11 protein-coding genes are annotated in these 14,093 nt (G+C 48.9%); 7 read left to right on the forward strand and 4 right to left on the reverse strand.

All coding sequences use genetic code 11. From position 1 onward, the window contains the following. Window positions 1–19: 19 nt before the first annotated feature. On the reverse strand, window positions 20–724 hold the full coding sequence (locus ACESTD_RS08355; protein WP_057281434.1) for a 5'-methylthioadenosine/adenosylhomocysteine nucleosidase: 705 nt from the start codon (window positions 722–724) through the stop codon (window positions 20–22). A gap of 244 nt (window positions 725–968) precedes the next feature. Here ACESTD_RS08355 and ACESTD_RS08360 point away from each other — a divergent pair, with 244 nt between their 5' ends. The 3 genes from ACESTD_RS08360 to ACESTD_RS08370 all read left to right on the forward strand — a co-directional run bounded on the left by ACESTD_RS08360 (window position 969) and on the right by ACESTD_RS08370 (window position 5,740). Next, complete coding sequence (locus ACESTD_RS08360) at window positions 969–3,479, forward strand: YfhO family protein (protein ID WP_373158759.1); 2,511 nt, start codon at window positions 969–971, stop codon at window positions 3,477–3,479. A 693-nt stretch (window positions 3,480–4,172) separates the two neighbouring features. Further along, on the forward strand, window positions 4,173–4,505 hold the full coding sequence (gene rbfA / locus ACESTD_RS08365) for a 30S ribosome-binding factor RbfA (protein WP_005834378.1): 333 nt from the start codon (window positions 4,173–4,175) through the stop codon (window positions 4,503–4,505). Next, window positions 4,505–5,740: an FtsX-like permease family protein gene (locus ACESTD_RS08370; RefSeq protein WP_195291899.1), complete on the forward strand. Its 1,236-nt coding sequence runs from the start codon at window positions 4,505–4,507 to the stop codon at window positions 5,738–5,740. The genes rbfA and ACESTD_RS08370 overlap by 1 nt, the downstream gene beginning before the upstream one ends. Window positions 5,741–5,748: 8 nt before the next feature. Here ACESTD_RS08370 and ACESTD_RS08375 read toward each other — a convergent pair whose 3' ends face one another. The 3 genes from ACESTD_RS08375 to aroQ form a co-directional block, all read right to left on the reverse strand. Next, window positions 5,749–6,378, reverse strand: a complete 630-nt coding sequence (locus ACESTD_RS08375) for an O-methyltransferase (protein ID WP_005830764.1) — start codon at window positions 6,376–6,378, stop codon at window positions 5,749–5,751. A gap of 118 nt (window positions 6,379–6,496) precedes the next feature. Beyond that, window positions 6,497–7,954 carry a pyruvate kinase gene (gene pyk, locus ACESTD_RS08380; RefSeq protein ID WP_009037618.1) on the reverse strand — a complete coding sequence of 486 codons (1,458 nt, stop codon included), beginning with the start codon at window positions 7,952–7,954 and terminating at the stop codon, window positions 6,497–6,499. Between the two features lie 20 nt (window positions 7,955–7,974). Next, entirely contained in the window at window positions 7,975–8,394 is a 420-nt protein-coding gene (gene aroQ, locus ACESTD_RS08385) for a type II 3-dehydroquinate dehydratase (protein WP_005834372.1), read from the reverse strand. Window positions 8,395–8,512: 118 nt separating this feature from the next. Between aroQ and xerD the strand changes: the two genes are divergently transcribed. From xerD to ACESTD_RS08405, 4 genes are all read left to right on the forward strand, one after another. Beyond that, window positions 8,513–9,466 (forward strand): site-specific tyrosine recombinase XerD, encoded by a 954-nt coding sequence (xerD, locus tag ACESTD_RS08390; protein WP_005830767.1) that lies wholly within the window; start codon window positions 8,513–8,515, stop codon window positions 9,464–9,466. Between the two features lie 136 nt (window positions 9,467–9,602). Then, window positions 9,603–11,297, forward strand: a complete 1,695-nt coding sequence (locus ACESTD_RS08395) for a tetratricopeptide repeat protein (protein WP_005834370.1) — start codon at window positions 9,603–9,605, stop codon at window positions 11,295–11,297. A gap of 111 nt (window positions 11,298–11,408) precedes the next feature. After that, window positions 11,409–12,482, forward strand: coding sequence for a TlpA disulfide reductase family protein (locus tag ACESTD_RS08400; protein ID WP_005834368.1), 1,074 nt, complete (start codon window positions 11,409–11,411; stop codon window positions 12,480–12,482). Between the two features lie 37 nt (window positions 12,483–12,519). Further along, the gene (locus ACESTD_RS08405) at window positions 12,520–14,058 is read left to right on the forward strand and encodes a YifB family Mg chelatase-like AAA ATPase (RefSeq protein ID WP_005834366.1); all 1,539 of its coding nucleotides are present in this window, start codon (window positions 12,520–12,522) and stop codon (window positions 14,056–14,058) included. Window positions 14,059–14,093: the final 35 nt, after the last annotated feature.

The raw sequence follows: 14,093 nt of genomic DNA on the forward strand, positions 1-14,093 counted from the left end.
ATGAGTTATAAGTTATGAGTTATAAATTGCTGGGAAGGGTGGAGAGGAAGGTCCATATCGTGAGGAACGAACGCTCTGCCATGGTTCCCCAGAAATCGGCATACTGCGAAGCATGGTCCTCTACTCCGGGTGTGTCGCTGATGATGCGGAAGCTGAGAAAAGGAACATTGTACAGATAGCAAGTCTGCGCAATGGCAGCAGACTCCATATCAACGGCAAGACCGTCGGGGAAACGTTGCTTGATGGTATCCAGCTCCGTACGGTTGGTGATGAACTGGTCGCCGGTACAGACAAGTCCGCTGTGGATGCGGCTTTCCATTCCGGCTTCGTTCAGCGACAAGGCATGTTTCAACAGAGAGGAACATCCCTCGTAAGAGGCGGGAAAACCTTGCACTTGTCCGTACTCGTTACCGTCGCCGCACCAGACGTCGTGATACACCAGACGTTGGCTTGCCACTACATCCGTCACCTTCAGGCAAGCATCAATGCCGCCCGCCACACCGGTGCTGACGATGCAGTCCGGAGAAAAGCGCCGTATCAGTTCCGAAGCTCCTACCGCTGCACTCACCTTACCGATGCCGCATTGCGTCAAGATTACATGGTTACCGCCCAATGTACCTTCCACATAGCGGAAACTACCATCGCCCGACGTATTCTCATCCTGCAAGCGCTCCACCAACCGGCGGTGTTCGCTGTCCATTGCACTGATTATCCCTATTGTCATATCTATAATAATTTAAGCTTGCATATTACCATTAAAGCACTTTAATCTTTTTTTGGAAAGGCAAAGGTACAACATTCTGCCGATAACGTGACAATAACAATCTGCATTTATGTATCTTTGCCACAAAAGCGAAGATAGGCTGCACCTCAACAAAACTTTTTCACGCAAGCATGAAAGTTCTGTATTCGGTTTGCACTATCTTTGCCCCACAATTGATTAATTGATAACTCATAACTTATAACTCATGAAGAAGCTTCTTCCCGACCTTATTGCCATCTTGGCATTCGTCCTCCTTTCCTTCGCCTACTTCTTCCCGGCGGATATAGAAAACCGTATTCTCTTTCAGCACGACACGGCTGCAGGAGCAGGGGCAGGACAAGAAGTCAAGGAGTATTACGAACAGACGGGCGAACGCAGCCGTTGGACAAACTCGCTGTTCGGCGGTATGCCCATGTATCAGATAGCCCCTTCGTATGACTCCACCAAGTCACTGCAGTGGGTACAGAAAGCCTACCAACTCTTCCTGCCCGACTATGTGTGCCTCACATTCATGCTGATGCTCGGCTTCTACATCCTGCTGCGCGTCTTCGGCATACCGGTCTGGCTGGCCGGACTGGGCGGTATCATGTGGGCATTCTCGTCCTATTTCTTTATCCTGATATCCGCCGGACACATCTGGAAGTTCATCACCCTTGCCTACGTGCCGCCCACCATAGCGGGCATCGTGCTCGCCTATCGTGGGAAACTGCTGTGGGGAGGCATCCTCACCGCCTTGTTCGTGGCCCTGCAAATCACCTCGAACCACGTGCAAATGTCCTATTACTTCTTCTTCGTCATCCTTTTCTTTGTGGGAGCCTACTTCGAGAAAGCATGGCGTACCAAGACATTGCCCCAGTTCTTCAAGGCAAGTGCCGTACTGATTGTAGCAGCCCTCGTCGGCATAGCCACCAACGTATCCAACCTCTATCACACCTATGCCTACAGCAAAGAAACCATGCGCGGCAAGAGCGAACTGGTGCAGACCGGCGACGCTGCCAAGCAGACCAGTAGCGGGCTGGACCGCGACTACATCACCCAGTGGAGCTACGGCATCGACGAAACACTGACTCTGCTGGTGCCCAACTTCAAAGGCGGAGCATCTGCCGCCCTCAGCCAGAGTGAAACTGCCATGAGCAAGGCAAACCCGATGTACAGTAGTCTGTACGGCTCACTGACACAATATTTCGGTACCCAGCCCATGACGTCGGGTCCCGTCTACGTCGGAGCATTCGTCTTGTTTCTGTTCGTACTGGGATGCTTCATCGTGAAAGGACCGTTGAAGTGGGCATTGATAGGAGCCACCTTCTTCTCCATCGTCTTGTCCTGGGGCAAGAACTTCATGCCACTGACGGATTTCTTCATCGATTACGTCCCGTTGTACAACAAGTTCCGCGCCGTGTCCTCCATCCTTGTCATAGCAGAGTTCACGATACCTTTGCTGGCTATCTTTGCCCTGAAACGCCTGCTCGAAGAGCCGGAAATCTTAAAACAAGAAAAGAAGCCCCTCGGCATCAGCCTGCTGCTCACTGCAGGCATCGCCCTGCTGCTTGCCATTGCCCCGGGCAGCATCGGCTCCGGCTACGTGCCCGCCCAAGAGGCACAGATGCTGCAGAATGCCGTCAACCAGCAGATGATACCCGCCAACGAGCTCTCCGGCATCCTTGCCAACTTGGGAGAGATGCGTGCCGAACTCGTCAGCAGCGACGCCCTGCGTAGCTTCATCATCATAGGCATCGGCTGCAGCCTGCTCTGGCTCTATGCAAGCGGCAAGCTGCGCAGCTCGCTGACCATTGCAGGTATCACCATACTCTGCCTGGCAGATATGTGGGGGGTCAACAAGCGCTATCTGAATGATGCCCAGTTCGTGCCCCACTCCATCCGTACGGAAACCTTCACCAAGACGAATACAGACGAGCTGATACTGCAAGATACCAGCTTGGACTATCGTGTATTGAACTTTGCCACCAGCACCTTCGATGACAACAACACCTCCTACTGGCACAAAAGCGTCGGCGGTTATCACCCGGCCAAGCTGCGCCGCTACCAGGAAATGATAGAGCATCACATCTCTCCCGAAATGCAGGCGGCCTACAAGGCCATTGCCACCGCCGGAGGTGAGATGGACAGCGTGGATGCCAATAAGTTCCGCATACTGAACATGCTGAACACCAAATACTTCATCTTCCCTGCAGGGCAGCAAAGACAAACCGTTCCCATCCTCAACCCGCACGCCTACGGCAATGCATGGTTTGTAAACAAGGTGCAGTATGTGAACAACGCCAACGAAGAGATTGACGCCCTGGACAGCATCATACCCACAGAGACAGCCGTAGTGGATGCCCGCTTCAAGGATGTACTGAAAGGTACCACGGAAAGTTATAAAGACAGCCTCTCCAGCATCCGCCTGACAAGTTACGCACCTAACCGCCTGACGTACGAAACGAACAATGCCCAAGACGGTATTGCCGTATTCTCCGAAATCTATTATCCGGACGGCTGGCACGTAACCATCGACGGACAGCCTGCCGAACTGGCACGCGCCGACTATATCCTGCGCACAATGTATGTTCCTGCCGGACAGCACACCATCGAAATGCGCTTTGACCCCACCAGCCTACACGTGACGGAAGGCATCGCCTACGGAGCACTGGCACTGCTGGTGATAGGTATCATCGTGGCAGTGCTGATAGCCAAAAGGAAGTATGTAAAGGCATAAAAAAATATCATATCATTCCCCCACAAGGACTCGACGCATTCCGCTATTCATACCCTGATACGGAATGCGTCGAGTGCTTATGTCCGTTCCGTTATCCCCTCATGTTTGTTCTGTCATTCCCTTATGTCTGTTCTGTCAACCCCTATATATTGATGAAAAACCACGGCTGTGAAGCATATTCTTCACAGCTGTGGCACGTCTTCTTCACGACTGTGGAAAAGGCGTACCACAGCCGTGCGCACATGATAAACCCAAAGGCTTCTCAAGACAAACCACCGTGCAAAACACAACAGAAGCCTATGTAGCACACAACGGAAGCCTATGCAAGAGACAAGAAAGCCCGGTCAGATGCGCAAAAAAACCGTTTCTACCCTCCCGGGTAAAAACGGTTCAAGTCAATAATACATGAAAAAACGCTATTTAGAGAGAGTCTCTTCTATAACGGAATGGTTCTCTTCCTTCTTCACTCATCATCAGCAGTTCTCCGAACTGACATCAAAGTTAGGGAAGCATAACAAGAACAACAAATAGAATCTACGAAAAGGCATATCTCATCGACAGAACGGAAAAGAATGAACCCTACAATAGGGAAAAGAATGAAAAAAAAGCTATAAACAGTCGGCAGAACGATATATTTCAGTAACTTTGCTAACGTGAAAACAGGCTGCACCCCAGCATAAAAAAATGAACAGTATGGAAACTACCAGACAAAATAAAATAGCCCGTCTCCTGCAGAAGGAACTGAGTGATATCTTCTTGTTGCAAACCAAGTCCATGCCCGGCATACTGATTTCCGTCAGTGCCGTACGCATCAGCCCCGACATGAGCGTGGCGCGCGCTTATCTCAGTATATTCCCCTCGGAGAAAAGCGAAGAAATAGTCAAGAACATCAACGGAAACATGAAATCCATACGCTTTGAACTGGGTACCCGCGTACGCCACCAACTACGCATTATCCCCGAACTGAAGTTCTTCGTAGACGACTCACTGGACTATCTGGAACGAATTGATGAACTGTTGAAATAATGTCCCTTCCCTTCTTTATAGCCCGCCGCTACCTCTTCTCCAAGAAGAAACACAATGCCATTAATATCATCTCCGGTATTTCGGTGTGTGGAGTGGCATTGGCTACGTTGGCGTTGGTATGCACCTTGTCCGTGTTCAACGGTTTTCAGGACATGGTGGCAGGCTTTTTCACAGCCTTCGACCCGGAACTGAAAATCACCGTCCGCGAAGGTAAGGTTTTCGACCCGCACGAAGCGTGCATCCGGCAAGTACACGCCCTGTCCGAGATTGACGTGTGGACGGAAACACTGGAAGAGAATGCCATGGTGCAGTACAAGGACCGCCAGGCAATGGCCGTCATCAAGGGAGTGGAGGACAATTTCGAACAGCTTACATCCATCGACAGCTTGCTCTATGGGACGGGAAAGTTCCTACTGAGCGACTCGATGGTGGACTATGGTTTTCTGGGTGTGGAACTTATATCCGAGTTGGGCACCGGCATTCAGTTCGTGGACCCGTTGCAGGTCTATGCCCCCAAACGGAACGTACGGGTAAACATAGCCAACCCCACTGCGGCTTTCAACCGGGAGTATCTCTTCTCGCCCGGCGCCATCTTTGCCGTCAACCAGCAAAAATACGATTCACGCTACATACTGACGTCACTCGACTTTGCCCGCCGTCTGTTTAATTATGACACGGAAGTCTCTGCCATCGAGATGAAACTGAAACCCGGTTCCAACATCGGCTCCGTACAAAAGAAAATAGCAGGCATTCTCGGCGACCGGTTCATTGTACAGAACCGCTACGAGCAGCAGGCCGATGTTTTCCGCATCATGGAAATAGAGAAACTCATCTCTTATCTCTTCCTCACCTTCATTCTGGGTATCGCATGCTTCAATGTCATCGGTTCGCTGTCCATGCTGATACTGGACAAACGGGAGGACGTGGAGACACTGCGCAACCTGGGTGCCGATGACCGGCTCATAGCGCGCATCTTCTTGTTCGAAGGCAGGATGATTTCTGTATTCGGCGCCCTCTCCGGCATCGTTTTAGGATTGTTGCTGTGCTTTCTGCAGCAACGTTTCGGGTTGATTTCATTGGGGGGAGGCAATGGAAGTTTTGTAGTGGACGCTTATCCGGTAAGTGTACATGCCACGGATATTATTCTGGTATTCTTAACGGTCATCACTGTAGGCTTCTTGTCCGTATGGTATCCGGTGAGATACCTCAGCAAGCGGCTGCTGAGAAAAAGATAAAAAAACAGTTACTTCTTACGGATAATCGTCAATCCGTCACGCAGGGGAAGAATGACTTTCTCCACGCGCGCATCCCGCGCCACCAAATCATTGAAGGCTTTGATACTGATTGTTTGCAGGTCTGTGCGATGGGGTTGTTCTTCCAGCACATGGCCATCCCACAAGGTATTGTCGGCAATGATATATCCACCGCCGGAAAGGCGGGCGAGCACCATTTCATAATACTCTATGTATTTACGCTTATCTCCGTCAATAAAGGCAAGGTCGAAAGTGAGGTCCAGTTGCGGTACCCGCTCCAAGGCATCGCCAATGTAGAACCTGATTTTATCCGCGTAATCGGAATTCTCCAGCCACGGACGGGTGAAGTCCTCCTGCTCGTCGTTGATTTCAAACGTATGCAGCATCCCGCCCTCCGGCAGTCCTTCTGCTATGCAAAGTGCGGAATATCCGCTATAAGTCCCTATCTCCAGCACCTGCCGGGGACGAATCATCCGTACAAACATCTTGAGCATACGCCCCTGCAAATGTCCGGAAGCCATGCGGGGATATAGCAACTTGACATGCGTGTCGCGATAGAGCGCTTTCAGATAATCGCCCTCATCATCAATGTGCTGCAAAATGTATTCGTCAATCGTCACTTTGTTAATGGATTATAGGTTAGGGATAAGGGATTAGGGGTTAGGGGTTAGTTCTGCGCACAATTATTAATTAATCATTAACCGCTAATCCCTAACCCCTTATCCTTAATCCCTTATCCTACAAATATCTGTTACTGTTGGGCAACACACTATCTTCAGCATGTTTCAGGGCATCTTCCACCACGTTGATTTCGAGGAAAGAAGTGCGCGTACCGGCTTTACCGCTACTCAGGTAGCCCACCATGTCCGTAGGACATAAACGGCCTTCCTTCAACAAGCGACGCAAGGCTGCAAAGTAATATTCCTGCCCGTTGGCAAGTTCGGGCATATAGATAGCTTCCACACCGTAGGAAAGGGCAAGGTGCCGCATGGTCTTTTCCTTGTAGCAGATGGCCAATACCGGATATTTGCCACGGAAAGCGGCAAGGTTACGGGCAGTACGGCCGCTGTAACTGTCGGTGATGATTGCACGGATTTTCAGTTTGGTGGTAGCCTTTACCGCTTGTTTGGCCAGGAACGCAGTCACGTCGTTGCTGTTCTCGTCCAGCGGAATACGGATATCGTTGTCAGACAGCTTGTCTTTCTCCGCTTGGGCGGCAATCTTGGTCATCGTCTTCACCGCTTCTACCGGATACTTTCCATAGGCGGTTTCACCGCTCAACATCAAGGCATCCGTACGATAATAGATGGCATTGGCAATGTCCGTTACCTCCGCACGGGTGGGACGCGGATTGGAAATCATGGTATGAAGCATCTGTGTGGCAACAATCACCGGCTTCTTGGCAAGAATACACTTGCGGATGAGCACACGCTGGATGCCCGGAATACGTTCCTGCGGAACTTCAATACCGAGGTCACCGCGAGCTATCATCACACCGTCGGCTACTTCCAGGATTTCATCGATATTATCAACGCCTTCCTGGTTCTCAATCTTAGCAACAATACGGATATCGCTGTTATGAGCGTCAAGAATCGCCTTGATGTCGAGTATATCCTGCTTATTGCGCACAAAGGAGTGGGCAATGAAGTCTATGTTCTTCTCAATGGCATAAAGGATATTGGTGCGGTCCTTCTCCGTCAGAGAAGGCAGATTGATGCGGACGCCGGGAACGTTGACGCTCTTGCGGCTGCCCAGAGTAGCCTCATTCTGTACTTCGCAGAGCAGGTAGTCGGGGGTCTTCTCTACAACAACCAACTCCAAGTCACCGTCATCAATAAGGATATGGCCGTCCACATTCAAGTCTTTGACGAAATGGGGATAGGATACCGAGATACATTCACGGGTAGTCTCCTGCTCCGGGTTGCCTACCACCTTCACGCGGTCGCCCGCCTTGAAAGGAATGGGCTCAGCCAGAACCGTCGTGCGGACCTCCGGTCCTTTCGTATCCATCAGGATAGCGATGCGGTTGGAAACCGAACGCACATTGTTAATCAACTTCTCGGCACCTTCACGGCCAAGATGTGCAGTATTCATACGTACAACATTCATACCTGCATCGAACAACTGCTTTATAAAATCAACATCACAGCGCTGGTCAGAAATCGTTGCGACAATCTTCGTTTGCTTCAATAACATAATCTATATACCTATTTTATTTAATAATCTTTTAATGCCTCCATGGCCAGACGGTAGGAGTTCAGCCCGAAACCGAGAATGACACCCTTGCAAGCGCAGGAAATCATGGACACATGACGAAAAGCCTCGCGGGCATGTACATTAGAGATATGCACCTCAATCACCGGAGAAGTGACCGAACGGATAGCATCTTGCAGAGCGATGGACGTATGGGTGTAAGCACCCGCATTCAAAATGATGCCGTCCACATCAAAACCTACCTGCTGAATCTTGTCTATCAGCTCTCCCTCAATGTTGGACTGGAAATAGTCAATCTGTACATCCGCATATTTCTTACGGAGTTCGGCAAGGTAGTCTTCAAAAGTAACGCTACCGTAAATGGAAGGTTCACGTTTGCCCAAGAGATTTATATTGGGGCCGTTAATAATCTGTATCCTCATAACACAATTTTTTATACCTTTGCGGTGCAAAGATAGTGCAAACCGAAAGCAGATGCAAATTTATTTGCAATTTGCTGAAATGCAGCCTATTTTCGCGAAGCAAAGGTAGAAAAAAGAAATGAAATCAGAAGAAAAATCCACGAATAAGGAGAAACAAACGCTGATAATCAGAAAGTACCACCAGTATCTGAAACTGGAAAAAGCACTCTCACCCAATACAGTGGATGCTTACCAAACAGACTTACAGAAGCTGCTGCACTTTCTGGAAGGAGAGGGTATCGCTATCCTTGACACTACCCTGGATGACTTGCAGCATTTTGCCTCCGGACTGCACGACATCGGCATCCATCCCCGCTCGCAGGCACGCATCTTGTCGGGCATCAAGTCATTCTTCCATTTCCTCGTCATGGCCGACTACCTGGAGGGAGACCCCAGCGAACTGTTGGAGGGACCCAAAATCGGATTCAAGCTTCCAGAAGTACTGACAGTGGAAGAGATAGACCGCATCATCTCCGCCATTGACCTAGGCACAAACGAGGGGCAACGCAACCGGGCCATCCTCGAGACTCTATACAGTTGCGGCCTACGGGTATCGGAACTGTGCAACCTGAAAATCTCCGACTTGTATTTCGACGAAGGCTTCATCAAGGTAGAAGGTAAGGGCAGCAAACAGCGCCTTGTACCCATATCGTCCCGTGCCATCAAGGAGATAAGGAACTGGTTCGTGGACCGCAATGGAGGCTGGAAAATCAAGAAGGACTTCGAGGACTATGTATTCCTGGCACGCTGGGGCAAAAATATCTCGCGCATCATGGTATTCCATCTCATCAAGGAACTGGCGAAGAAGGCCGGCATCACCAAAAACATCAGTCCGCACACCTTCCGCCATTCCTTTGCCACCCACCTGCTTGAAGGAGGCGCCAACCTGCGCGCCATACAAAGTATGCTGGGTCACGAATCTATCGCTACAACAGAAATTTACACACATATTGACCGGCACAGATTGCGCAGTGAAATCATAGAACATCATCCCCGCAATATAAAGTACCGCAAAGAGCGGGAAATTCATTAAATTATGATAAAATTGCTGCGCGAGTTAACAAACTGTAATAGGATTTAATATCTTTGCGTTGTTGTGTCCATGCCCAAACAGCACACTAAAATGGAATAGACAAATTTCAATTACAAACAATTAATTTATACCTAAAATGACTAAGAAATTGTATCTGCCGTTTTTAATGGCAATGGTTGTTGCATTAATGACATCGTGCAGCAAAAAGATGGGTGAATTGTCATCAGATTATTTCACCGTAACTCCTCAAGTTCTGGAAGCTGTGGGTGGTAAAGTTCCCGCTACAATCAACGGAAAATTCCCCGAAAAGTACTTCAACAAGAAGGCTGTGGTAGAAGTGACCCCTGTGCTGAAATGGAATGGCGGCGAAGCTAAAGGCCAATCGGCTGTGTTCCAGGGCGAAAAAGTAGAAGGTAACGACCAGACTATCTCTTACAAGATGGGCGGCAGCTACACTATGAAGACATCTTTCGACTATGTACCGGAAATGGCCAAATCCGAACTGTATCTGGAATTCAAGGCTACAGTAGGCAAAAAGACTGTCACTATCCCTGCTGTAAAAGTAGCTGATGGTGTAATCTCCACTTCTGAGATGCTGGAACAAACATTGGGCAGCGCTAACCCCGCCAATGGTGACGACGCTTTCCAACGTATCATCAAAGAAAAGCATGACGCCAACATCATGTTCTTGATTCAACAAGCCAACGTACGCGCCAGCGAATTGAAGACTGCCAAAGAATTCGGCAAAGAAGTGAAAAACATAGACGAAGCTGAAAACAAGAAAATCAGCAACATCGAAATCTCCGCATACGCTTCTCCCGATGGTGGTGTAGGCTTGAATACTACACTGGCTGAGAACCGCCAGGACAACACGGCTAAAATCATCAACAGAGATTTGAAGAAAGCAAAAATCGATGCAGCAGTAGACACCAAGTATACGGCTCAGGACTGGGAAGGCTTCCAGGAACTGGTATCCAAATCAAACATCCAAGATAAAGAATTGATTCTTCGCGTTCTTTCCATGTATCAGGATCCTGAACAAAGAGAACAAGAAATCAAGAACATCTCTTCTGTTTATAAGACTTTGGCTGACGAAATCCTGCCGCAACTGCGTCGTTCACGCCTGACTTTGAACTACGAAATCATCGGTAAGTCTGACGAAGAAATCGCAAACCTCGCCGACAGCGATGCCAAGCAGCTGAACATCGAAGAATTACTGTATGCCACCACCTTGACTAAAGATGCTGCCAAGCAAGAAGCCATCTTCACAAAAGCTACTCAAATCTACCCGAACGATTTCCGTGCTTACAACAACTTAGGTAAACTGGCTTATCAGGCTGGTGATCTTGACAAGGCTGAAAGCTACTTCAAGAAAGCTCTCTCCATCAAGGATGCTCCTGAAGCAAACATGAATCTCGGTCTGATTGCCTTGACCAAGGGCGACAGAACAGCAGCAGAAAGCTATCTGAGCAAGGCTTCCGGTTCTAAGGAACTGAACGAGGCATTGGGTAATCTGTATGTTGCTCAAGGACAGTACGACAAGGCTGTCAGCTCATTTGGCGACACTAAGACTAACAGCGCTGCTTTGGCACAAATCCTGGCTAAGGACTACAACAAGGCTAAGAACACACTGGCTGCTATCGAAAGACCAGACGCTTATACTGACTACCTGATGGCTGTACTTGGCGCAAGAACCAACAATACATCTATGGTAACCAGCAGTCTGAAGAATGCCATTGCAAAAGAACCGGCTTTGGCAAAGAAGGCTGCTTCTGACCTGGAATTCGCCAAATACTTCACTAACACTGACTTTATGAATATCATCAAATAATAAAGGTTAGATTGAAAAGAACGTGCCCGGCATAGAAATATGTCGGGCATTTCTTTTTATTCACACCAAAAAGAAGTATTTTCGCGACGAAGTATCAGAAAAAGAACCGGAATGAAGAAAATCTATCTTGCATACCTTCTGCTTATTATATTGTCTGCCTGCGGCAGCAAAAATACAAATTCAGTCTACCTAAATGGTGAAATCAAAGGGCTGGGGAATGATACCCTTTATATATATGGTACGGACAAGTTCTATAACCGTATGGACACTCTGCTTGTCAAGGATGACAAGTTCTCTGCAACCCTCACCACCGACACACTTGCCTCTACATGGTTGCAATTCAGTGACGGTACGGAATATCCGCTTTACCTGGACAAAGGAGACAACATAAAGATAAAAGGTTCTGCCGCCGAACTTACTTCACTGGAAATCACGGGGAATGTTCCCAATGAAGAACTGACCGCCTTTCAGAAAGAGTTGAAAGGTTTGAGTACTCCCTCGGAGAAAGCATTGGAAGAAAAAGCAGAAGCCTTCATCAACAGCCATCCTTCTTCACTGGTAAGTATCTATCTGCTGGAGAAATATTTCGTGCAAAAACCGCAACCGGACTTCTCCTTAATCAAAGAAATGACAGAACACATGACCGGAGGCCTGAAAGACCGCCCATATGTGGACGAACTGCTTGACCTTATCCAAGAAGAAGAGAAGGTATCCGTCGGGAAAACCATCCCTTACGTCAACCTGCCCAATGCCAAAGGCACACAAATCAGCCGTACTAGCTTTAAGGACAAATATCTGTTGATACATTTTTGGGCATCTTGGGACCCACAAAGCATGGAAGCCAACGCTGCCCTGCGCCGGATTTACAAGAAAGAAGAAAAGAACAAGCTATTCGCACTCTGGGGCATTTCCTTGGATATCGACAGAAAGGAATGGGAAGAAGCAATCAAAAGAGATACCCTGAAGTGGGAACAGAGTTGTGATTTCTCCGGATGGAACACAGCGCCCATCAAACAGCTCGCCATACAAGCATTGCCTGCCAATCTGTTCCTTAGCCCTTCCGGAAAAATTGAAGGGAAGAATATGAGTGAGGAAGACATCAAAAAGAAACTGGAGGAGATAGAGCAAAAGGAAAAAGAGAAGAAAGAGAGTGAAAAGAAACTCAAAAAACAAAACCGACGGTAGCCTATCCTGCCATCACTAACCCCTAATCACTAAAAACGTGCTCATAAAAGTTTTTGGAGCGGCTGTTCAAGGTATTGACGCAACCCTCATCACCATTGAAGTCAACAGTTCCAGAGGCTGTATGTTCTATTTAGTCGGTTTGCCGGACTCTGCGGTCAAAGAAAGCCATCAACGTATCATATCTGCTTTGCAGGTCAACGGCTACCGGATGCCGACCAGCAATATTGTCATCAACATGGCTCCGGCTGACATCCGCAAGGAAGGTGCAGCTTACGATTTACCTTTAGCCATCGGCATACTTGCCGCCAGCGAAGTTATCCAGTCCGATAAGCTGGAACGCTATCTGCTGATGGGTGAACTAAGCCTTGACGGCAGCCTGCAACCTATCAAAGGAGCACTCCCCATTGCCATCAAGGCCAGAGAACTGGGGTTTGAGGGTATGATTGTACCGCAACAGAATGCCCACGAAGCGGCAGTAGTAAACAATCTGAAAGTGTACGGAGCGGGAAACATCAAGGAAGTTATAGAATTCTTTAATGGCACGCAGGAATTAACCCCTACGTTAGTCAACACCCGCGAGGAATTCTATTCCCAGCAGAGCAACTTTGATTTCGACTTTGCAGAAGTAAAAGGGCAGGAAAATGTGAAACGAGCCTTAGAGGTAGCTGCTTCGGGCAGCCACAATATACTTCTCATCGGTTCGCCGGGCAGCGGTAAGTCCATGCTTGCCAAGCGTCTGCCATCTATACTTCCTCCCCTCTCTTTGGGAGAGAGTCTGGAAACGACCAAGATTCATTCTGTTGCCGGAAAGTTGGGCAAAGACGGTGGGCTCATCTCGAAACGCCCGTTCCGCGACCCTCACCACACCATTTCTACGGTAGCGATGACCGGTGGAGGAAGTTTCCCCCAACCCGGTGAAATCAGTCTGGCACATAACGGCATTTTATATCTTGATGAACTGCCAGAGTACAGCCGCAACGTATTGGAGGTTCTTCGCCAACCGCTGGAAGATAGGAAGATTACCGTGTCACGCATCCGATGCAATGTAGAGTACCCGGCAAGTTTTATGCTGGTAGCCTCTATGAATCCGTGTCCATGCGGGTATTACACGCATCCCACCAAGGCTTGTGTATGCAGTCCTGGACAAGTACAAAAGTACCTGAACCGCATATCCGGACCTTTGCTCGACCGTATCGACCTGCAAATTGAAGTCACCCCACTCCCCTTTGAAGAGATGGCAGATTCCCGCCCCGGCGAATCGAGCGCCACCATACGCGAGCGTGTGATACGTGCCCGACAAATTCAAGAAGCAAGGTATGCAGACATTCCCGGCATATATTGTAATGCCCAGATGAACAGTAAACTGCTTGCTCGCCACGCCCGTCCGGATGACAAAGGACTTGCCATGCTCAAAACTGCCATGAACCGACTGAACCTTTCGGCCCGCGCCTACGACCGTATATTGAAAGTATCACGCACCATCGCCGACCTGGAAGGCTGCGAATTGATACAGCCGGCACACTTGGCGGAAGCTATCGGATATAGAAATCTGGATAGGGAGGGCTGGGCAGGATGAAAAAGGGATTAGCGGTGAGCGATTAACAGTCAGCC

The organism is Bacteroides sp. AR20, assembly GCF_964250605.1.
Classification (GTDB): Bacteria; Bacteroidota; Bacteroidia; order Bacteroidales; family Bacteroidaceae; genus Bacteroides; species Bacteroides uniformis.

Coding starts and splice junctions, on each gene's coding strand:
- ACESTD_RS08355 (WP_057281434.1), bottom strand. CDS start 724: ATGACAATAGGGATAATCAGTGCAATGGACAGCGAACACCGCCGGTTG.
- rbfA (WP_005834378.1), top strand. CDS start 4,173: ATGGAAACTACCAGACAAAATAAAATAGCCCGTCTCCTGCAGAAGGAA.
- ACESTD_RS08395 (WP_005834370.1), top strand. CDS start 9,603: ATGACTAAGAAATTGTATCTGCCGTTTTTAATGGCAATGGTTGTTGCA.
- xerD (WP_005830767.1), top strand. CDS start 8,513: ATGAAATCAGAAGAAAAATCCACGAATAAGGAGAAACAAACGCTGATA.
- ACESTD_RS08400 (WP_005834368.1), top strand. CDS start 11,409: ATGAAGAAAATCTATCTTGCATACCTTCTGCTTATTATATTGTCTGCC.
- aroQ (WP_005834372.1), bottom strand. CDS start 8,394: ATGAGGATACAGATTATTAACGGCCCCAATATAAATCTCTTGGGCAAA.
- ACESTD_RS08360 (WP_373158759.1), top strand. CDS start 969: ATGAAGAAGCTTCTTCCCGACCTTATTGCCATCTTGGCATTCGTCCTC.
- ACESTD_RS08370 (WP_195291899.1), top strand. CDS start 4,505: ATGTCCCTTCCCTTCTTTATAGCCCGCCGCTACCTCTTCTCCAAGAAG.
- pyk (WP_009037618.1), bottom strand. CDS start 7,954: ATGTTATTGAAGCAAACGAAGATTGTCGCAACGATTTCTGACCAGCGC.